At 74.3% G+C, this 21,433-nt stretch carries 14 protein-coding genes and 1 pseudogene; 13 read left to right on the top strand and 2 right to left on the bottom strand.

Annotated features, from left to right (window positions below; translation table 11 throughout):
• Positions 1-327 precede the first annotated feature (327 nt).
• The 13 genes and pseudogenes from OYE22_RS06555 (at position 328) to OYE22_RS06495 (ending at position 18,811) form a co-directional block, all read left to right on the top strand.
• Entirely contained in the window at positions 328-744 is a 417-nt protein-coding gene (locus OYE22_RS06555; RefSeq protein WP_277319526.1) for a cell division protein SepF, read from the top strand.
• A gap of 56 nt (positions 745-800) precedes the next feature.
• Positions 801-2,288 carry an ATP-binding protein gene (locus OYE22_RS06550; protein ID WP_277319525.1) on the top strand — a complete coding sequence of 496 codons (1,488 nt, stop codon included), beginning with the start codon at positions 801-803 and terminating at the stop codon, positions 2,286-2,288.
• Positions 2,260-2,637, top strand: coding sequence for a nucleotide pyrophosphohydrolase (locus tag OYE22_RS06545; RefSeq protein ID WP_277319524.1), 378 nt, complete (start codon positions 2,260-2,262; stop codon positions 2,635-2,637). Before OYE22_RS06550 ends, OYE22_RS06545 begins: the two co-directional genes overlap by 29 nt.
• Positions 2,638-2,767: 130 nt before the next feature.
• Positions 2,768-3,238 (top strand): DUF6099 family protein, encoded by a 471-nt coding sequence (locus OYE22_RS06540; RefSeq protein WP_176164570.1) that lies wholly within the window; start codon positions 2,768-2,770, stop codon positions 3,236-3,238.
• A 353-nt stretch (positions 3,239-3,591) separates the two neighbouring features.
• Positions 3,592-4,515: an LLM class F420-dependent oxidoreductase gene (locus OYE22_RS06535; protein WP_277319523.1), complete on the top strand. Its 924-nt coding sequence runs from the start codon at positions 3,592-3,594 to the stop codon at positions 4,513-4,515.
• 92 nt (positions 4,516-4,607) lie between these two features.
• Positions 4,608-5,621, top strand: a pseudogene (mmuM, locus tag OYE22_RS06530) (homocysteine S-methyltransferase); the annotation flags it as partial.
• Positions 5,622-6,211: 590 nt separating this feature from the next.
• Complete coding sequence (locus OYE22_RS06525) at positions 6,212-7,888, top strand: 3' terminal RNA ribose 2'-O-methyltransferase Hen1 (RefSeq protein ID WP_277319522.1); 1,677 nt, start codon at positions 6,212-6,214, stop codon at positions 7,886-7,888.
• 8 nt (positions 7,889-7,896) lie between these two features.
• Positions 7,897-10,695, top strand: a complete 2,799-nt coding sequence (locus OYE22_RS06520) for a polynucleotide kinase-phosphatase (protein WP_277324016.1) — start codon at positions 7,897-7,899, stop codon at positions 10,693-10,695.
• Positions 10,696-11,054: 359 nt separating this feature from the next.
• Complete coding sequence (locus OYE22_RS06515) at positions 11,055-12,278, top strand: arginine deiminase (protein ID WP_277319521.1); 1,224 nt, start codon at positions 11,055-11,057, stop codon at positions 12,276-12,278.
• A 262-nt stretch (positions 12,279-12,540) separates the two neighbouring features.
• Positions 12,541-13,542, top strand: coding sequence for an ornithine carbamoyltransferase (gene argF / locus OYE22_RS06510; RefSeq protein WP_277319520.1), 1,002 nt, complete (start codon positions 12,541-12,543; stop codon positions 13,540-13,542).
• Between the two features lie 312 nt (positions 13,543-13,854).
• A complete protein-coding gene (locus tag OYE22_RS06505) occupies positions 13,855-15,375 on the top strand; it encodes an amino acid permease (protein WP_277319519.1) in 1,521 nt (506 codons plus the stop codon).
• A gap of 179 nt (positions 15,376-15,554) precedes the next feature.
• Positions 15,555-16,382, top strand: coding sequence for an enoyl-CoA hydratase family protein (locus tag OYE22_RS06500; RefSeq protein ID WP_176164578.1), 828 nt, complete (start codon positions 15,555-15,557; stop codon positions 16,380-16,382).
• Positions 16,383-16,480: 98 nt separating this feature from the next.
• Positions 16,481-18,811: a bifunctional salicylyl-CoA 5-hydroxylase/oxidoreductase gene (locus OYE22_RS06495; RefSeq protein ID WP_277324015.1), complete on the top strand. Its 2,331-nt coding sequence runs from the start codon at positions 16,481-16,483 to the stop codon at positions 18,809-18,811.
• Positions 18,812-18,871: 60 nt separating this feature from the next.
• On the opposite strand, the gene OYE22_RS06490 is transcribed toward OYE22_RS06495, so the two are convergent.
• Together OYE22_RS06490 and OYE22_RS06485 are read right to left on the bottom strand one after the other, a co-directional pair.
• Positions 18,872-19,726 (bottom strand): hypothetical protein, encoded by an 855-nt coding sequence (locus tag OYE22_RS06490; protein ID WP_277319518.1) that lies wholly within the window; start codon positions 19,724-19,726, stop codon positions 18,872-18,874.
• A gap of 163 nt (positions 19,727-19,889) precedes the next feature.
• Entirely contained in the window at positions 19,890-21,401 is a 1,512-nt protein-coding gene (locus OYE22_RS06485; protein ID WP_277319517.1) for an MFS transporter, read from the bottom strand.
• Between the last annotated feature and the right edge of the window lie 32 nt (positions 21,402-21,433).

Below are 21,433 nucleotides of genomic sequence, written 5' to 3'. Positions count from 1 at the left end.
GAGTGTCGGCGCGAGTTGGCCGCGCTGGTGGCTGGAGCGGTACGGGGGAGGCGCCGACGGGGGTCGGCCCTTCACGCTCCGGCCACATGGCGTCGGGTTCGGACGACGGGACCGCGGAGCCGGTCGCGCGCGGCGTCGGGGGACGCGAGCGCGGCGGCCACTCCGGTGCCGCGCGGGGCTCGTGCCCCGGCTCCCCGGTCCCGTCCCTTCCCGTTGCCTACGTCACTACCTGCGCCGATACCTGTGTCGGTGCGCGAACCGAACCCGAGCTTGTCCCTAGAATCGCCCGATGCACATATCCAGCGAGCACGCCAGCGGGGTGGACCGGTGAACAGCCACGACGTCACCGACGAACAGTGGGAGGGGCTCGCCGAAGTCGTCCCGCTGCGAAGCAACAACGCCTGGCCGTCCTGGCCGCACCACCGGGCCCTGCCCGAGGACGAGGCCGAGCAGGACCAGCGCCAGTTCGTCGTCATCCGCGTACAGACCTTCGCCGACGCGCGCGAGGTCGCCGAGTACCTGATGGCCCAGATCCCCGTCCTCCTCGACCTCACCAGCGCCGAGGTCGACGTGGCCAAGCGCATCCTCGACTTCTCCAGCGGAGTCGTCTTCGGCCTCGGCAGCGGCATGCACCGGGTCGACACCAACGTGTTCCTGCTCGCCCCCCTCGGCACCGAAGTGGACGAACCCGAACTGCGCCCCTCGTTCACAACCGTTACGGGCGCTTCCGTCCCCCGATCGTAGGAAAGCGACGACGAGCAAACGGTTCGGCGAAACGCGGCGGCGATACCTTCCGCGCCATGAACGCATCAGGCCAGCGGCCCGCCGTATCCGAACTGAGGCTCTCGGCCTACAAGACGCACCGGCGCGCGGTCTTCCCGCTGGGTCCGGTGACGCTGTTCACCGGACCCAGCGGCAGCGGCAAGACCAGCGCCCTGGAGGCGTACGCGGCCCTGGCCCGACTCGCGGCCGGCGAACCACTGGCCGACGTCTTCCCCGACCCCGCCGGCTGCGTACCGCACCAGGCCCGCCCCGACACGCAGGGGCGACGCGGCTTCCGCATCGGCTGCACCGTCGACGGGCCGGTCGGCCCCGTCCACCTCGACATCGCCGTCCAGGCCGAGCCCGAACTGCGGATCGTCGGCGAGCGCATGACCGGCGCCGGCGAGGTCCTCTTGGAGACGGCGCTGCGCGACCCGGGCCGCCGCACCGTGCAGGCGGCCTGGTACACCGCCGGAGCCGTGCCCGTCACCCGCGCCCCGCTCCCCGACGACCGACTGGCCACCGCGCTGCTGCCACTGCGCATCGCCGGCAAGACCGCGGGGCAGCGGCTCGCCCTCGCCGCGGCCGAACAGGTCGTCGTCGCGCTGCGCTCCGTCTTCCCCTGCGACCCGCGCCCCGAGGCCATGCGCGGCCCCGCCATGCGTTCCGACGGCCACCTGCGCAGCGCCTGCGACAACCTCGCCGCCGTCCTCTACCGCACCCGCAAGGAGTGCGGCACCCGGCACGCGGCCCTGGTCGCGGCCGTACGAGACGGCTGCGCCGGACCGGCCGTCACGGAGCTGACCGTCGAGGGCGCGGCCGGGCGCGACCACGCCCCGGACGTCCCCGCATCGGTGACCGTCGGCGGCACCCGACGCGGCGGCACCGCGCTCCGCGCCCCCGCCGACGAGCAGGCCCAGGTGGCGCGGCACCGCGCCACCACCCCGGCCCAACGCGGCCCGACCGGCGCGGTCAGCGCGCCACGCGGGCGCTCCGGCGCCGGGGTGCGCGCCGTGCTGGGCCTCGGCGAGTTCGGGCAGATGCCCGTGGACCGGCTCGGCGACGGCGAACTGCGCTACCTGGGCCTCGCGCTCGTGCTGCTCACCGGTCCCGGGGTGCTGGACGTGGACCCGGTGGCCGACGTGCTGCCCGCCCGCCAGACCCTGACGGTCCTCGCCGACGGCTTCGACCGGTGCCTGGACCGACGCCAGGCCCGTCTGCTGCTCGAACTGGCCGGCCGCATGTGCGAACGCGGCCACATCCGGCTGGTGGGCACCGTGCGCGAGGTGCCCGTCGCGCCGCCGCCGCGCGAGAGCGACGGCCATCCCGGGGGCCAGGCCGAGGACCACCGCCGCGACGGCCCCGCCGCGCCGCGCGCGGCGGCCCGTGCCGGCGCGGGGGCCGACGACCGGGCGGGGGCGGCCGGCGCCCCGGGGCGGCCCGGCACCGAGGAGGGCGACTTCGGGGTGCCCGGGCTGACGGTGGTAGACCTGGGGCGTGACCAAGGCACCCGAACCCGCCCCTGACCTGCCCGCCCTTCAGCGGCGGCTCGCCGACTTCGCGGCCGCGCGCGACTGGCAGCGTTTCCACACGCCGAAGAACCTGGCCTCGGCGCTGAGCGTCGAAGCGGCCGAACTCGTGGAGATCTTCCAGTGGCTGACGCCGGAACAGTCGGCCGCCGTGATGGCCGACCCCACGACGTCGGCGCGCGTCGAGGACGAGGTGGCCGACGTGCTCGCCTACCTCCTGCAGTTCTGCCTGGCGCTGGACATCGACCCGCTGCGGGCCCTCTCCGCCAAGATCGACCGCAACGAACTACGCTTCCCGGCCCGGCGAGCGGCGCCGCCCACCAACATAGACCATCACTCTCTGTAGTGAGAAAGTTATCCACAGCGTAACTGTTGTCCACAGATTCCTGAATTCCCCTAGCTTTCCCGCCTGTTATTCATCACTCTGGGTAGCGAACAGATAACCCACACGGCACGGGCGAAGAGGGGCATGGGACATGGAGGCGATGCGGCTCATCGAGGCCACCCGACTGGCGTTGACACGGGCTGACGCCGTGCAGGACGTCGTCGTCGAGGCATGGCAGGCACAGGCGCTCGCCGAAGTCATCGGAAGCTACTTCGCGGGCAGCGCCTCACCCACGGCGCGCTGGGAAGCGCAGGGCCTCAGCGAGGCGGGCGGCCGGGCGTGCGGCGCACTGGGGCGCCCCGCTCTCAACCACCCCACACTGCGCACCGGGGCGATACGCGCCGTGCAGTTGACGGAAGTGCGCGACCCCCGGCGCGTACTCCTCGCGCTGGGGGTGTTGCTCGGCGACGTCGGCATAGCCCTGGTGGAGGTGGCCTGCGTGGCGGAAGAGGGGCTGTACTGGCAGTGCGTGGAGGCCGTGGACGCCGCGGACGAGTCCAGAGACCGCGTCTTCGGCATGCTCCGGGAACTCACGGCGTACCGGGAAGGCGGCGCCGCCTGACCAGCGACCCCCACCCCACCCACGCTCGCGCCCCTCGACGCCTCCTCTCCGCGCCCCCACCACCGCGCCCACCGGGCCGGTGAGCCGCCCGGCGCCCGCCGCCCGGCGGCTCCGGCCACCGGTGGCGGACCACCACCGAACCAGACGAGCGACCAACCCGGACGAGCGACCGACGCCGCCCCGACACGGCGGACGCCGACCCCACTCCCGGCGCCCACCACCCGCGACCCCGTGCACCCGACGCCGCGACCGCGTGAGACAGCCCCGCGCGACCACGGGCCCGCGAGTCGCGGGGGCTGACACGGGCCGGGGGCACGTCGGTGCCATGCCCCGAAGCAGGCAGGATGGAGTCCATGGATCTACGCATCTTCACCGAGCCCCAGCAGGGGGCCAGCTACGACACCCTTCTCACCGTTGCCAAGGCCACCGAGGACCTGGGCTTCGACGCCTTCTTCCGCTCCGACCACTACCTGCGCATGGGCAGCGTCGACGGCCTGCCGGGCCCCACCGACGCCTGGATCACCCTGGCCGGTCTCGCCCGCGAGACCAGCCGCATCCGCCTCGGCACCCTGATGACCGCGGGCACCTTCCGACTCCCCGGCGTGCTGGCCATCCAGGTGGCACAGGTCGACCAGATGTCCGGCGGACGAATCGAGCTCGGCCTCGGCTCCGGATGGTTCGAGGAGGAACACCGCGCCTACGGCATCCCCTTCCCCAAGGAGAAGTTCGCGCGCCTTGAGGAACAACTGGAGATCGTCACCGGCCTGTGGAACACGCCGCTGGGCCAGACGTACACCCACAACGGAACGCACTACCAGCTCACCGACTCACCCGCCCTCCCCAAGCCCACCCAGTCGAAGGTGCCGGTCCTCATCGGCGGCCACGGGGCGGTGCGCACCCCGCGCCTGGCCGCGCGGTACGCCGACGAGTTCAACATCCCCTTCGCCTCCGTCGAGGACAGCGACCGGCAGTTCGGCCGCGTGCGAGCGGCGGCCGAGGCGGCCGGCCGCAAGGCCGACGACCTGGTGTACTCCAACGCCCTGGTGGCCTGCGTCGGCAAGGACGACAGCGAGGTGGCCCGGCGCGCCGCGGCCATCGGCCGGGACGTGACCGAACTCAAGGCGAACGGCCTGGCCGGCTCACCGGCCGAGGTGGTGGACAAGATCGGCCAGTACGCGGCGATCGGCGCCTCCCGGATCTACTTCCAGATCCTCGACCTCGACGACCTCGACCACCTGGAGCTGATCTCCTCCCAGGTGCAGTCGCAACTCGGCTGAGGAACGAGCCATGACATCCGCCGCCGAGCCGCCCCCCGAAGGGACACCGCCCCCCCTGGCCCCCGGCCCCGCCCGAGGGCCCCGCCCTTCCGTTGGCCGAGGCGCTGGCACACGGGACCGTCGTGCTCGACGGCGGGCTCTCCAACCAGTTGGAGGCACAGGGCTGCGACCTGTCGGACGACCTGTGGTCGGCGCGGCTCCTCGCGGACGACCCGGCGCAGATCGAGGCCGCGCACGCGGCGTACGTCAGGGCCGGGGCCCAGGTCCTGATCACCTCCAGCTACCAGGCCAGCTACGAGGGGTTCGCCCGCCGAGACCTGGGCCGGCGCCAGGTGGACGAACTGCTGCGGCGCAGCGTCCACCTGGCCCGCCGGGCGGCGGCCCAGCACGAGGCGGCGGGACGGGCGGATCAGGCAACGGGGGAGGCGCCCGGCGGGGGCGGTGGCATAGGCGCGGGGGGCGCCCCCGTGGGCCGCGAACCCGAGCGGCCGGGCGAGCGGCGGGCAGCGCCCGGCGAGTCCGCCGCCGCAGGGAACGGCACGGTGTGGGTGGCGGGCTCCGTCGGCCCGTACGGGGCGATGCTCGCCGACGGCAGCGAGTACCGGGGCGGGTACGGGCTGAGCGTGCGAGAACTCGTGGACTACCACCGCCCGCGCATCACGGCGTTGGCCGCGGCGCGACCGGACGTGCTGGCGCTGGAGACGGTGCCGGACATCGACGAGGCGGAGGCGATGCTCTGGGCAGCCGAGGACTGTGGAGTGCCGGTGTGGCTCTCGTACAGCATCCAAGGCCACCTCACCCGGGCTGGCCAGCCACTGGAGCGAGCGTTCGCGCTCGCGGCGGACAACGAGCAGGTCATCGCGGTCGGGGTGAACTGCTGCACGCCGGCCGACGCGGACGGCGCGGTGCGGCTGGCGGGGCTGGTCACCGGCAAACCGGTGGTCGTCTACCCGAACAGCGGCGAGGACTGGGACGCGACGGCCAGGGACTGGCGAGGTCGCGGCACCTTCGACCCGGCGCGGGTCGCGGCATGGCAGTCCGAGGGAGCCCGACTCATCGGCGGCTGCTGCCGAGTGGGCCCGGACAAGATCGCCGACTTGGCGGCGGAAATACGGGGGGTGAGGGGGAGGGGAGGGAGGGGGGAGCCCCCCCGCCCGGTCCGCAGCGAGGGGCCCGCTTCTCGCAGCGAGGTGAGCCCGCCCTCAGCGAGGAGGCCCGGCAACACGCCCGCGACAGCGGCTGGAGCCCCGCCCTCCCCACATAAGCCTCCGCAGGCGCCAACAGCCGCGAAGGCCCCAGGGCTCCGAAACCCAACACGCCCGACGCCCCATGCCCCGCGCTCCGTACAGAGCCCAAAGCCCAGAGCTCAGAGCCCAGGCGGCAAGCACCCGAACGCTGCCGCGCTGCCGCCCCGCGCTCCGTACAAGACACAGAGCCCAGAGCCCAGGCGCGCCAGCACACGAGCGCTGCCGCCCCACGCTCCGTACAGCACCCAGAGCCGAGGGCACCGAAGCAAGCCCCCGAACGCTCCCGCGCTGACCCGCCGCGCTACCGCGCCACCGACCCGCCGCGACCGCGCCACCGGTCCGCCGCGCTACCGCGCCACCGACCTGCCGCGCTACCGCGCGCTAGCTGTTCTGCCCTGGGCCGGGAAATCGGTGGGGGCGTGTGGGGTGGGCGGGCGATACTCGGGCGTGTGTTCTTAACCCTCACCATGACCGGTGATACCGAGCAGCCCGCTACCGACCTCGGGTTCCTGTTGCACAAGCATCCTGAGAAGGTGCAACGCTTCGCCACTTCGCACGGGGTGGCGCACGTCTTCTACCCGGAGGCGTCCCCCGAGCGGTGCACGGCCGCGTTGTTGCTGGAGGTGGACACGGTGGCCCTGGTGCGCGGCGGACGGGGGAAGCGTCCCGGTAAGGGCGCCGACGCCGCGACCGCTGTGCCGCTCGGCCAGTACGTCAACGACCGTCCGTACGCGGCCTCTTCGTTGCTCGCCGTGGCGTTGCGCGCGGTGTTCTCCAGTGCGCTCCAGGGTCGCTGCGCCGCGCGTCCCGAGTTGGTGGAGCGGCCGTTGCCGTTGCGGGTCGAGGTGCCGGTGTTGCCGTCGGAGGGCGGGGCGGACCTGGTGGAGCGCATGTTCGCGCCGTTGGGTTGGCGGGTGCGGGCGACGCCGGTGGCGTTGGACGAGCGGTTCCCCGAGTGGGGTGCGGCCCGCTACGTGCGGCTGGTGTTGACGGGCGAGGCGCGGCTCGTGGACGCGTTGCGGCAGCTCTACGTGTTGCTGCCGGTGCTCGACGACGCCAAGCACTACTGGGTCGCGCCCGACGAGGTGGAGAAGCTCCTGCGCTCCGGTGAAGGGTGGCTGGCGGGCCACCCGGAGCAGGAGTTGATCGCCCACCGGTATCTGGCCCGGAGCCGCGCGCTGACCCGGGACGCGTTGGATCGGCTCGAACTGGCCCGGCTCGCCGCCGCGGACGACACCCCGCCCGAGAGCGTGGACAACGCCGTGGACGAGCGCGCCGACACCACCCGGGCGCCGAGCCCGTTGGCCGTGCGGCGCCGGGAGGCGATCGTGGCCGTGCTGACCGAGGTGGGCGCCGCGCGGGTGCTCGACCTCGGCTGTGGCCAGGGGCAACTCCTCGCCCAGCTCATGATCGATGCCCGCTTCACGGAACTGGTGGGCGTCGACGTCTCGCAGCGCGCGCTGGGTTCGGCCGCGCGGCGGCTGCGCCTCGATCAGCTTCCGGAGCGCCAGGCGGCCCGCGTCAGGCTGATGCAGGGCTCGCTCGCGTACACCGACGGCAGGCTGCGGGGGTATGACGCGGCGGTGCTCAGTGAGGTGGTGGAGCACGTCGATCCGCCGCGGTTGCCGGCGCTGGCACACGCCGTGTTCGGGGCGGCACGCCCCCGTACGGTGGTGATCACGACGCCGAACGCGGAGTACAACGTGCGGTGGAGCGGGTTGGCGGCGGGGCAGATGCGCCATGCCGACCACCGCTTCGAGTGGACCCGCCAGGAGTTCGGCACCTGGGCCGAGGGGGTGGCGCGCCGGTACGGCTACGGCGTGGAGTTCCGGCCCGTCGGCCCGGACGACCCCGAGGTGGGCCCGCCGACCCAGCTCGCGCTGTTCACGCTGAACCCGCCCGCCCCGGCCCCGACCCCGGCGGGCGACCAGGCCCAGACGGGAACCACGCCCGACACCAAGGCCGACGCCACGCCCGGCACCAAGGCCGACGCCACGCCCCACACCACGCCCGCCACCCAGGCGGCCCACGCCACGCCCGTCCCCACACCCGACCGCACGCCCGCCCCCACGCCCGACCAGGAAATCGCCACTGTGACCGTGCCGCGCGACGAGGTGACCGCATGACCGACGAGATGACCGACGAGCGGGTTCTCGCGGTGCCCGACCTCGCTCTCGTGGTGCTGGTCGGGGCCACCGGCTCGGGCAAGTCGACCTTCGCCGCGCGGCACTTCAAGCCCACCGAGGTGATCTCGTCGGACGTGTGTCGCGGGCTGGTCAGCGACGACGAGAACGACCAGGGGGCCAGCGCCGACGCGTTCGAGTTGCTGCACTTCATCGCGGGCAAGCGGCTCGCGGCCGGGCGGCTGACCGTGGTGGACGCCACCAACGTGCAGTCGGGCAGCAGGAAGCAACTGATCGCGCTGGCGCGGCAGTACGACGTGCTGCCGGTCGCGATCGTGCTCGACGTGCCGGAGGGGGTGTGCGCCGAGCGCAACGCGGCCCGGCCGGACCGAGCCGCGCTGCCCCGGCACGTGATCCAGCGCCACCGGCGTGAGCTGCGGCGCTCGCTGCGCCACCTGGAGCGTGAGGGGTTCCGCGCGGTGCACGTGCTGCGCGGGGTGGCGGAGGTGGAGGCCGTCACCGTCACGCGGGAGCGGCGCTACAACGACCTGCGGCACCTGAGCGGGCCGTTCGACATCATCGGTGACGTGCACGGTTGTCGCGGCGAGCTGGAGAGCCTGCTCGGCGACCTCGGATACGAGCTGCGCCGGGACGACGAGGGGCGCGCAGTGGGGGCGGCGCACCCGAAGGGGCGTACGGCCGTGTTCGTCGGCGACCTCGTCGACCGTGGCCCGGACAGCCCGGGCGTGCTGCGCCTGGTCATGGGGATGGTGGCGGACGGCACGGCCCTGTGCGTGCCCGGCAACCACGAGAACAAGTTGGGCCGCTATCTCGCGGGCACCACCGTCAAGCTCGCGCACGGCCTGCCGGAGACGATCGAGCAGTTGGAGCGCGAGGACGCCCGCGACCCCGACTTCCGGGCCCGGGTCGCGGCGTTCATCCGCTCGCTGGTCAGCCACTACGTGTTGGACGGTGGCGCGCTGGTGGTCGCGCACGCCGGGCTGCTGGAGAAGTACCACGGCCGCCAGTCGGGCCGGGTCCGCTCGTTCGCGTTGTACGGGGAGACGACGGGGGAGACCGACGCGTTCGGGTTGCCGGTGCGCTATCCGTGGGCCGAGGACTACCGGGGCCGGGCCGCGGTGGTCTACGGGCACACCCCCGTGCCGCGGGCGACCTGGTTGAACAACACCATCTGCCTCGACACGGGGTGCGTCTTCGGTGGCGCGCTGACCGCGCTGCGCTGGCCGGAGCGGGAGTTGGTGAGCACGCCGGCCGAGAAGGTCTGGTACGAGCCGGTCAAACCGCTGGTCAGCGAGGCCCCGGGCGGCGCGGACGGCAGGCCGCTGGACCTGAACGACGTCGTCGGCCGGCGGGTGGTGGAGACGCGGGAGCTCGGCCGGATCGCGGTGAAGGAGGAGAACGCGGCGGCGGCGCTTGAGGTGATGAGCCGGTTCGCCGTGGACCCGAGCCTGCTGGCCTACCTGCCGCCGACGATGGCCCCGTGCCCGACCTCGTCGCGGGACGGCTACCTGGAGCATCCGGCCGAGGCGTTCGCCGCCTACCGGGCCGACGGCGTACGACAGGTGGTGTGCCAGGAGAAGCACATGGGCTCGCGGGCGGTTGCCCTGGTGTGCCGGGACGCGGGCGTGCCCCGCGAGCGCTTCGGGGCGACGACCGCCGAGGTCAGGGGCGTGTTGCACACGCGTACCGGGCGGCCGTTCTTCGCCGACCCCGCGCTGACCGAACGGGTGCTCGGCCGGCTGGCCGAGGCCGTCGACGGCGCTGGCCTGTGGGCGGAGTTCGACACGGACTGGCTGCTCGTCGACGCCGAGCTGATGCCGTGGTCGCTGAAGGCCGAGGGGCTGCTGCGCGGCCAGTACGCGGCCGTCGGGGCGGCCTCGCGGGCCGTGTTCCCCGGCGTGCTCGACGCCCTGGAGGCGGCGGCCGAGCGCGGCCTTGAGGTGACCGAACTGCTGGCGCGGCAGCGGGAGCGCGCGGCCGATGCCGAGGCGTTCACCGAGGCGTACCGGCGCTACTGCTGGCGCGTGGGCGCCCCGCCGGCGGAGCGCGCGGACCCGTCGTCGGGCCAACGCGCGGGTCGGCCGGCGGGCGGGCCCGTGGATGGCGTGCTGGACGCGCCGGCGCCGGGTGCCGACGGCCGTGAGGGCCTCGACGGCATTCGGCTGGCCCCGTTCCAGTTGCTGGCCGGGCAGGGCCGCAATCTCGCCCTGCTGCCGCACGATGCCCAACTGGCGCTGGTGGACCGGCTCATCGCCGCCGAGGCCGATCTCCTGGCGGCGGCGGCGGACGCGGACGCGAGGGCGGGCGCGGGCGAGGCGGCAGCCGGAGCCGGGGTCGGGGACGCGCACGGTGCCGCCGCCCCAGGGCGCGGGCACGGGCTGCTCGCGCCCACGCGCCGGCTCTACGTCGACACCGAGGACGAGGCGTCGGTGGCGGCCGGCATCCAGTGGTGGCTGGACCTGACGGCCGCCGGCGGTGAGGGCATGGTAATCAAGCCGGTGAAGGCCGGCGCGCGAACCGCGGGCGGCAAGCTCGTACAGCCCGGCCTCAAGTGCCGGGGGCCGGAGTACCTGCGCCTGGTGTACGGCCCGGAGTACGCGCGCCCGGAGAACCTGGAGCGGCTGCGCGAGCGGCACCTGCCGCACAAGCGTTCGCTGGCGCTGCGCGAGTACGCGCTCGGCCTGGAGGCCCTGGAGCGGCTGGCGGGCGCGGAGCCGCTGTGGCGGGTGCACGAGGCCGTGTTCGCGATCCTGGCCCTGGAGTCGGAGGCCGTCGACCCCAGGCTGTGACGCCGGCAGCGCTCCCGGTCGCGGTCCCGAGTGTCGCCGCCCGGTCGCTGGCGCCGCCTGCCGGCGGCCTCCCCGCGTGGCTGGGGGCGGTCGGGCGGGGACGGGGCGGCCTGGCGTACGGGTTTCCGACACCTGTCGGCATGTGCGCCGCGCCGGCCGTCGCCCGCCGTCCGGGGCGGCGGGGGCGCCGGGCCGGCGGTGTCGGCCCGGGGCGGCTTCCGTGGCGGTGTCGCACCGCCCGTCGGGGTGGCGCGCGGCGGTTCACGGCCGGCTCCGGGGTGCGCGCCGGCGTGGCGCGGCGCGCGCAGACGGCGTCGTGACCGATGTGCGCGGGGCCGGCTTGGGGTGAGGATAGGTGCATGGGATTCCATGTCGACTCCGAGGCCGGGCGGCTCCGTCGCGTCATCTTGCACCGTCCCGACCTGGAGCTGAAGCGACTCACACCGACCAACAAGGACGCGCTCCTCTTCGACGACGTGCTGTGGGTACGGCGGGCCCGGCAGGAGCACGACGGGTTCGCGGACGTGTTGCGCGACCGGGGCGTGGAGGTGCACCTCTTCGGCGACCTGCTGGCCGAGAGCCTGGCGGTGCCCGAGGCCCGGGCCCTGGTCCTCGACCGGGTCTTCGACGAGAAGGAGTACGGCCCGCTGGCCACCGACCACCTGCGGGCCGCCTTCGAGGAGTTGTCCGCGCCCGAGCTGGCCCAGGCCCTGGTGGGCGGGGAGACCAAGCGGGAGTTCCTGGAACGGCGCCCGGAGCCGGTCTCGGTGCGCTTCCACGCGATGGAGCCGGACGACTTCGTCGTCCACCCGCTGCCCAACCACCTGTTCACACGGGACGCTTCGGCGTGGGTGTACGACGGGGTGTCCATCAACGCGATGCGCTGGCCGGCGCGTTGGCACGAGACCGTGCACTACGAGGCCGTCTACCGGCACCACCCGCTCTTCGCCGACCAGGACTTCCACGTGTGGTCGGAGGGGCAGGCGGCGTACCCGTCGACCATCGAGGGCGGCGACGTGCTGGTGATCGGCAACGGCGCGGTGCTGATCGGGATGAGCGAGCGGACCACGCCGCAGGCGGTGGAGATGCTGGCGCGCGGCCTGTTCGCGGCGGGCTCGGCGCGCACGATCGTGGCCCTCGACATGCCGAAGGGGCGCGCGTTCATGCACCTGGACACGGTGATGACGATGGTGGACGGCGACACCTTCACGCAGTACGCGGGCCTGGGGATGCTGCGTTCGTACACGATCGAGCCGGGTGCGGAGGAGAGCGACCTCAAGGTCACCGACCACCCGCCCGAGCACATGCACCGGGCCATAGCCGCCGCGCTGGGCCTCGACTCGATCCGGGTGCTGACCGCGACGCAGGACGTGCACGCGGCGGAGCGGGAGCAGTGGGACGACGGGTGCAACGTGCTGGCCGTCGAGCCGGGCGTGGTGGTGGCGTACGAGCGCAACGCCACCACCAACACGTATCTGCGCAAGCGCGGCATCGAGGTGATCACCATCCCGGGCAGCGAGCTGGGCCGTGGCCGGGGCGGGCCGCGCTGTATGAGCTGTCCGGTGGAGCGCGACGCGGTCTGAGCGGGGCGCGGTAGGTACGGGGCGGGGCCTGGTACGGACAGGTCGCGGTGTGCGCGGGCGCGGGGTGGGCCCGGACGGGCGGGCCCCGTGCGGCGGACCGGTCTCCGGCCGGGCATCCTGGGCGTGGGTAGGGGCGCGGAGGTGCCGGCGCTCGGCGGCGGACGCGGTGCGGCCGGACGGGGCGCGGACCGTGGTTGCATATAAATGTTGCTGCTCGTATATGCTTCCGAAGTTCCCGAACGCTGTGACCTAGGAGCCTGCCATGGCGAGCGACCTCTTCGGCCGTCACTTCCTCAAGGAGCTGGACTTCACCGCGGACGAGTTCGCGCGCCTGGTGGAGCTGGCCGCCGAGCTGAAGGCCGCCAAGCGAGCCGGCGCCGAGGTGCGGCGGCTGGCCGGCAAGAACGTGGCGCTGATATTCGAGAAGACCTCGACCCGTACCCGTTGCGCTTTCGAGGTCGCCGCGGCCGACCAGGGCGCCTCGACCACCTACCTCGACCCGGCCGGCTCACAGCTCGGCCACAAGGAGTCCGTCAAGGACACCGCGCGGGTGCTGGGCCGGATGTACGACGCGATCCAGTACCGGGGCGCCGGCCAGGCGGTCGTCGAGGAGCTGGCCGCCCACGCCGGGGTGCCGGTCTACAACGGCCTGACCGACGAGTGGCACCCCACCCAGATGCTGGCCGACGTGCTGACCATGACCGAGCACGTGGCACGGCCGCTCGCCGAGGTGGCGTACGCCTACCTCGGCGACGCCCGGTCGAACATGGGGCACTCCTACCTGGTCACCGGCGCGCTGCTCGGCATGGACGTGCGTATCGTCGCCCCGCGCGCCCTGTGGCCCGCCGACGAGATCACGGCGCACGCCCACCGGCTCGCCGCCGCTTCGGGCGCCCGGATCACGCTCACCGAGGACGTCGGCGAGGGCGTGCGCGGCGCGGACTTCGTCGCCACCGACGTGTGGGTCTCGATGGGAGAGCCGCCGCAGGTGTGGGACGAGCGGATCGCGCTGCTGCGCCCGTACGCCGTGACCATGGACGTGCTGCGCGCCACCGGCAATCCCGAGGTGCGGTTCCTGCACTGCCTGCCCGCCTTCCACGACCTGGGCACGGGTGTCGGCCGGGACATCCACGCCCGGTACGGGCTGACCTCGCTCGAGGTCACCGACGAGGTCTTCGAGTCCGCGCACTCGGTGGTCTTCGACGAGGCGGAGAACCGGATGCACACGATCAAGGCGGTCCTGGTCGCCACGCTCGCGCGCTGAGGTCTCGCCCCCGCCGATGAGTGAATAGTCATACGCTGCAATGAGCGATCATGCAGTGAGGGCGACTAAAGTGGACGTATCGCGTACGCGATGAGCGTGTACGGAGTGGGGTTCGGGCGCACCGGCTCGGGCCCCACTTCGCTGCGCCGGCCCGATCGGCGCGGCCCGGGCGCGCCGGGTGCGCGCCCCGCCCGCGCCGTGGCTCCGGCCGCGCGCCGGGTCGCCTCGCCCCTCCTCACGCGCCCGACCGTGGGCGAGCGCGCTCCCCCCCCCACCGCACCGCCAGCCAGACCCAGAGAAGAGAACCACCCCATGCACGCCCCACAGCTCCGTATCAAGTCCCCCGACGCGCTGATAGCCGAGTCCGGCGCGGACCGCGCGGGACACGGCCTGCGGCGCACCATGGGCCTGTTCCAGCTCGTGTGCTTCGGCGTCGGCGCGATCGTGGGAACCGGCATCTTCGTGGGGCTCTCGGACACGGTCGCCGAGGCCGGCCCGGCCACCGTGCTCACCTTCGTGCTGGCGGCCGTGACCTGCGTGCTGACCGCGTTCTCCTTCGCCGAGCTGGGCGGCGCCATCCCGGTTTCCGGCAGCTCCTACTCGTACGCGTACGCCACCCTCGGCGAGAGCGCGGCGTTCATCACCGGCTGGTGCCTGCTCCTGGAGTACGGGGTGTCCGTGTCCGCCGTCGCGGTGGGCTGGGGGCAGTACCTGAACGAGCTGCTGCACAGCGTCTTCGGCTGGCAGTTGCCCGCCGCGCTGTCGAACCCGCCCGGCGAGGGCGGCGTCGTCAACGTCCCGGCCGTGGTGGTCATCGCGCTGGCCGCCTCGCTGCTGGTGCGCGGCGTGCGGGAGAGCGCCCGCGCGACCGCGGCGATGGCGGTGCTCAAGATCGGGGTGCTCGCGCTGTTCTGCGCCATCGCCTTCGCGGCCTTCGAGGGGGGCAACCTCACGCCGTTCGCGGCGCACGGGCTCGCCGGGGTGACCTCCGGAGCGTCGGTCGCCTTCTTCTCGTACATCGGCTTCGACGCGATCACCACCGCGGGCGAGGAGGTGAAGAACCCGCGCCGCACCGTGCCGCTGGCCATCATGGTCTGCATCGGCGTGGTCACGCTGCTGTACTGCCTGGTCGCGCTGGCCGCCATCGGCGCGCTGTCCGCGGACGAGGTGGCGGGCAAGCCGGCCGCCCTGTCGCTGATCGTCAACCACGTCACCGGCTCCACGGTGGGCGGCGGCGTCATCGCCTTCGGCGCGATCGTCGCCATCGCCTCGGTGGTGCTCACGGTGACCTACGGGCAGACCCGCATCCTGATGTCGATGTCCCGGGATGGCCTGATCCCGGGGGTCTTCGAGCGGATCTCGCCGAAGACCGCGACGCCGGTGGCCGGCACCTGGATCGTCGCCGCGGTCTTCGCGGTGCCCGCCGCGGTGGTGCCGCTCAAGGTGGTGCTCGACCTGACCACGATCGGCACGCTGTCCGCCATGGTGATCGTCAACGTCAGCGTGATCGTGCTGCGCCGCTCCCGCCCGGGCCTCGCCCGCCCCTTCCGCACCCCCCTCTTCCCACTGCCCCCGCTCCTCGGCATCGCCTGCTGCGGCTACCTGATCTACGGCACCGGCACTGCGACCTGGCTCCAGTTCGCCGTGTTCCTGCTGGTGGGGGCCGTGCTGTACGTGACGTACGGGCGACGCCACTCCCGGCTGCGCACCGCGCGCGCCGACGCCGCCGGTACCGAAGCCGACGGAGCGGCCAAAGCGGGCGAGGCGGCCGAGGCGGGCGGGACCACCGAACCGGCGGGGGAGCGCGCGCCGGTCGCCACTCGCGGCGGCTGACGGCGGGTCGCGCGCCGGCACGCCTCCCGCGCGGCGCCGGCGCACGTCTCCCGCGCGGCCAGCCTCGGGCCAGCCCCGGGCCTCGGCCTCGTATCGCGTACCCGTGACGGAAGTCACGAACGGGTGATAGCTTCAAAGGGCTGCGGGCACCTGCCGTACGGCTCGAGGAGGCCATGCGTATGAGTCCGTTCACCGGGTCGGCGCCGCGCACGCGGGAGTGGGAGCACCTGCGGCTCACCCTCGACGGCGCCGTGGCCACCGTCACCCTCGCCCGTCCCGACAAGCTCAACGCGCTGACCTTCGGCGCCTACGCCGACCTGCGGGACCTGCTGGCCGAGCTGTCCCGGACCCGCTCCGTGCGCGCCCTGGTGCTGGCCGGCGCGGGGCGCGGGTTCTGCTCCGGCGGCGACGTGGACGAGATCATCGGGGCGACGCTCGGCATGGCGACCGACGCGCTGCTCGACTTCAACCGGATGACCGGACAGGTGGTGCGGGCGGTGCGGGAGTGCCCGTTCCCCGTGATCGCGGCGGTGCACGGGGTGGCCGCGGGCGCCGGCGCGGTGCTCGCGCTGGCCGCCGACTTCCGCGTCGCGGACCCCAGCGCCCGGTTCGCGTTCCTGTTCACCAAGGTCGGCCTCTCCGGCGGCGACATGGGCGCCGCCTACCTGCTGCCCCGCGTCGTCGGCCTCGGGCACGCCACCCGGCTGCTGATGCTCGGCGAGCCGGTGCGCGCGCCCGAGGCCGAGCGGATCGGCCTGCTGAGCCAGCTCACCGAGGAGGGCCAGGCGGACGCCGAGGCCACCCGGCTCGCCCACCGCCTCGCCGCCGGCCCCGCGCTCGGCTACGCGCAGACCAAGGCGCTGCTGACCGCCGAACTCGACATGCCGCTCGCCGCCGCCATCGAACTCGACGCCGCCACCCAGGCGCTGCTGATGAACAGCGCCGACTACGCCGAGTTCCACGCGGCCTTCACCGGCAAGCGCCCGCCCGCCTGGCAGGGGCGGTGACGGTGCCGGCGCCGGCGTCTGCCGTGGCGTCGAGCGCGGTCTCGACCGCCGCGTCGCCAGGGCCGTCGGGCCGCACCGTCGCCGCGCGGGTCGCGGTCATCGGCGGCGGGCCCGGCGGCCTGTACGCCGCCGCGCTGCTCAAGCGGCTGCGCCCGGAGCGCGAGGTGAGCGTGTGGGAGCGGGGCGAACCGCGGACCACGTTCGGCTTCGGCGTGGTGTTCTCGGACGAGACGCTGGCCGGCATCGAGCACGCCGACCCCGTGGTCTACCGGGAGCTGAGCGCGGAGTTCGTCCGCTGGGACACCATCGACGTGGTGCGCGGCGGCCGGGTGCTGACCTGCGGCGGGCACGGCTTCGCCGCCCTCGGCCGACAGCGGCTCCTGGAGATCCTCCACCGACGCTGCCGCTCCCTGGGCGTACGCCTGCACCCGCGCACTCCCGCCCCGCCCGCCGCCGAACTGGCCCGCGACCACGACCTGGTCATCGCCGCCGACGGGGTGCGCAGCACCACCCGCGCCGCGCACGCCGACGTCTTCGCGCCCCGCGTCACCCCGCACCGCTGCCGCTACATCTGGCTGGCCGCCGACTTCGCCCTGGACGCGTTCCGCTTCGAGATCGCCGAAACCGAGCACGGAGCGCTGCAACTGCACGGCTACCCCTACGCACGCCCCCGCGACGGCGGCGCGCCCGGCGTCGGCCACGGGGCGGAGGGGGCCAGCACGATCATCGTCGAGGCCCGTGAGGAGGTGTGGCGCGCGGCCGGTCTCGACCGGTGCGACGAGGCCGACTCCGCGCGGGCGTGCGCCGGGTTGTTCGCCGACGCGCTCGGCGGCCGGCCGCTGCGCGGCAACGCCTCGCGCTGGACGGCCTTCCACACCGTCACCAACGAGCGCTGGTCACACGGGCCCATCGTGCTGCTCGGCGACGCCGCGCACACCGCGCACTTCTCCATCGGCTCCGGCACCAAGCTCGCCGTCGAGGACGCCCTCGCGCTCGCCGCCTGCCTGGAGGAGCACCCCACGGTCGCGCGAGCGCTGGCCGCCTACGAGGCCGAGCGGCGGCCCGTGGTGGCCTCCACCCAGCGCGCTGCCCGCGCCAGCCTGGGCTGGTTCGAGGACCTCGCCCACTACTTGCGCCAGCCGCCCCGCCAGTTCGCCTTCAACCTGCTCACCCGCAGCCGCCGGGTCACCCACGAGAACCTGCGGCTGCGCGACGACCGGTTCGTGGCCGCCGTCGAGCACGAGGCGGGGCTGCCGCCGCGCACCCCGCCGATGTTCGCCCCGCTCACGCTGCGCGGCCTGACCCTGCGCAACCGGGTCGTGGTCTCCCCGATGGACATGTACTCCGCCGAGGACGGCACCCCCGGCGACTTCCACGTCGCCCACCTCGGCGCCCGGGCCCTGGGCGGCGCGGGCCTGGTGATGACCGAGATGGTGTGCGTCAGCCCCACCGGCCGGATCACCCCCGGCTGCCCGGGCCTGTACGCGGCCGAGCACGAGGCGGCCTGGCGGCGGATCACCGCGTTCGCGCACGCCGCCTCGCCCGGCGTGGCCGTGGGCGTGCAACTCGGGCACAGCGGCCGCAAGGGCTCGACCCGGCTGATGTGGGAGGGCATCGACGACCCGCTGCCGAGCGGCAACTGGCCACTGGTGGCGGCCTCGCCGCTGCCGTACCGCCCCGGCGTGAGCCAGGTCCCCAGGGAGTTGGACGCCGCGGGCCTGGCCGAGATCCGCGAACAGTTCGTCTCGGCCGCGCGGAGCGCCGCTCGCGCCGGCTTCGACCTGCTCGAACTGCACTGCGCGCACGGCTACCTGCTCTCCGGCTTCCTCTCCCCGCTCACCAACCGGCGCACCGACGGCTACGGCGGCGACCTGGTCGGCCGGCTGCGCTACCCGCTGGAGGTCTTCGACGCGGTGCGCGCCGTGTGGCCCGCGGACGCGCCCATGACCGTGCGCATCTCCGCGACGGACTGGGCCGCCGGCGGCACCACGGCCGACGACGCGGTCGCCATCGCCGCGGCGTTCGCCGCCCACGGCGCCGACGCTATCGACGTCTCCACCGGCCAGGTCGTCGCCCACGAGGAGCCCGAGGTGGGCCGCTCGTACCAGACGCCGTTCGCCGACCGCGTCCGCAACGAACTGGGCGTGCCGGTCATCGCCGTCGGCGCCATCTCCTCCTGGGACGACGTCAACTCGCTGCTGCTCGCCGGCCGCGCCGACCTGTGCGCCCTGGCCAGGCCGCACCTGTACGACCCGCACTGGACGCTGCACGCGGCGGCGGAACAGGGCTACGAGGGCCCCGGCGCCCCGTGGCCCGCGCCCTACCGGGCCGGCAGCCGCAGGCCGCCCGCCGGGCGCGCCGACGAGCCCAGGCCACGGCTGACGTTGCACACCGCCGCGCCCGCCGCGCCGCGCGACCGGCCCCGTTAGGCGGTGTCCGGGGCCGGCCGTGGCGCGGCGTCGGGCGGGAGAGCGGGGGAGGGGAGGAGGTCAGCCGTCCGTGGACCGCACGGTGTTCATGACCTTCTTGATCTCGGCGTCGGTGAGCGCGTTCGGGACGCCCTGGTCCGCGTAGATCACCCAGCCGTGCATGGTGCCGTCCGGCAGCTTCTGCGCGATGCTGTGCACGACGGCGGTCGCGGGCACGCAGGCGCTCGGCCGGTGGGTGACGGTGACCTTGGCGGTCGCGGTGTACCCGTCGATGCCGCCCCGCTTCCACGGCTTGGCCTGGCTGACCTCGATCTTGGGCTTGTGGTCCGGGCCGCCGTACGCGGCGAAGCCCCAGTTGCCCGCCCAGTTGCGGGCGTTCTCCTGCAACGAGCCGTCCTTGCCGCCACCGGTGGTGCCGACGGTGGCGAGCTGCCCCTTGCCCGCCTCGCCCAGCGCCTTGGGGTTGGGGCTCGACGCGCAGCCACCCTCGCGGTAGTTGGCGGCGCCGGTCATCACGACGATCGGCTGACCGTCCTTGTCGAGGTAGGACAGCGCGGTGTCCTGGTCGATCACCTTCCACCGGTCCGCCTTGCCGGGGACGTCGTAGCGGAAGTGGTGCTCCGCGCGGCTCTGCGTCTGCCACCCCGCGACCAGCGGCTGGTCGCCGGAGGGGGCCGCCGTGGCGCCCGGGTCCGACGCGCCGGACGAGGCGGGCGCGGGCGAACCGGTCGCGGGCGCCGACTGGCTGGCCTTGGCACCGTCGTCCGTGCCCCCGTCGGCGTCGTCGTTACACCCGCTCAGCGCGAGGACCAGCCCGAGGCCGGCCGCGGCGAGCACGGCCTTGTTCCGACGCGGCAGCGGGGAACCGGGTCGCTGGTGCTGACGGTGCTGCTGGGGACTGTGTGACATAGGCATGATCAGTAGCCTAGGTGGTCCCCGACGCCGTTCGCGCAGGTGGTGGGGGTTCACTTCGGTACGGGCCGCGCGGCGGGCCCGAGTCGTTCCCCGGCCGCCGGCCTGAGCCGCCGCCGCGCCGACCGCCCGAGCCGGCGCCCCGGCGGCGGCTCCCGCGCAGCCGTCACTCCGGCCGCGCCGCCCTGGGCAGCAGCGTCATCAGCGCCGCCGCCGCGCAGTAGCACACGGCCTGCCAGGGCAACACCGCGACCAGGGCGTCACCGTACCCGGCCAACGGCCCCGCGCCCCGGTCGAGCCCCGTCTCCAACTCGGCGAAGAACACCGCCCCCAGCGCGGCCACACCCAGGGCGTTGCCCAGTTGGCCGACGGTGGTGAGCACGCCACCGGTGGCGCCGGCGTCCTTCGCCGGCACCCCGGCGAGGACCACGTTCACCAGCGAGGGCGCCGTCAGCCCGAGCCCGAGCCCGCCGAGGAACAGCGGCGCCGCCAACTCCACGTACGAGGGCGCCGCGCCGTCCCGTACGACCAGCAGCAGGTGCGCCTGGGACACGGCCAGCACGAGCGCGCCGGTCACGAGCAGCGCCCGCCCGGCGCGCGCCGCGAACCGCACGCCGACGCCGGAGGTGAGGATCGAGCCGACCGCGTACGGGAGGATGACCAGCCCCGTCTGCCAGGCCGAGCGCCCGGTGCCCCACTGGAGGTACAGGGACAGCAGGAGGAAGAACGAGCCGATCGCCCCGAAGAACAACGTGGCGACGGCAAGGCCCGCGGCCACCGCCCGCACCCGCAGCAGCGCCGGATCGAGCAGCGGCTGACCGCCCCGCGCGGCCACCGCCCGCTCCCGCGACCACAGCAGCGCGGCGACGGGCACGGCCGCGGCCAGCACCGCGAACCCCCACCACGGCCAGCCCCAGTCGCGGCCCTGCACCAGGGGCAGCAGCACCAGGACCGCCAGGGCCGCGGCCAGGGTCGCGCCGGGCAGGTCCAGCCGCGCCCGTCGCGGCGCGCTCGACTCGGGCAACACCCGGGCGCCGAGCATGAGCCCGCAGAGCCCGACCGGCACGTTGACCCAGAAGATCGCGCGCCAGCCCAGGCCGAACAGGTCCGCCTCCACGAGCAGCCCGCCGAGCAGCGGACCCGCGACCGAGGCGAGCCCGAGCACCGCCCCGTAGGCGCCGAACGCCCGGGCCCGCGCGGCCGGCGCGAAGGCCGAGCGGATGATGCCGAACACCTGGGGCACCATCAGCCCGCCCGCCAGGCCCTGCGCGACGCGGGTGATGACGAGCGCGCCGGGGTTGGGCGCGAAGGCGCAGGCGGCGGAGGCCGCGACGAACGCGGCCAGCCCCAGGAGGAAGGCCCGCCGCCGGCCGAACTGGTCACCCAGCCGGCCACCGGTGATCAGACCGGCACCCAGCGCGAGCGTGTACCCGGCCACCATCCACTGCACCGCGGCCTCGCTCGCCCCCAGGTCGCGCGCGATGGCCGGGGCCGCGACGCTGACGATCGTGGCGTCCAGCAGTTCCATGAACGCCGCGACCAACACCACGACCAACGCGACCACCGCCGACCCGCCGGCGGCGCCCGCCCCGTCGCGGTCGGCGGGCGGGACAGGCGGCGGGGGCGGGCTGGACGCGTCGGCGGACCGACCGCCCGGCGAGGGGAGTTGACTACTCATACGATCACCGTGGCAGCAGAAGTGGCCAGCTA

The organism is Streptomyces sp. 71268 (assembly GCF_029392895.1).
Lineage (GTDB): Bacteria > Actinomycetota > Actinomycetes > Streptomycetales > Streptomycetaceae > Streptomyces.
The sequence above is the reverse complement of the archived record's forward strand: the minus strand, read 5'-3'. Positions and strand labels throughout refer to the sequence as shown.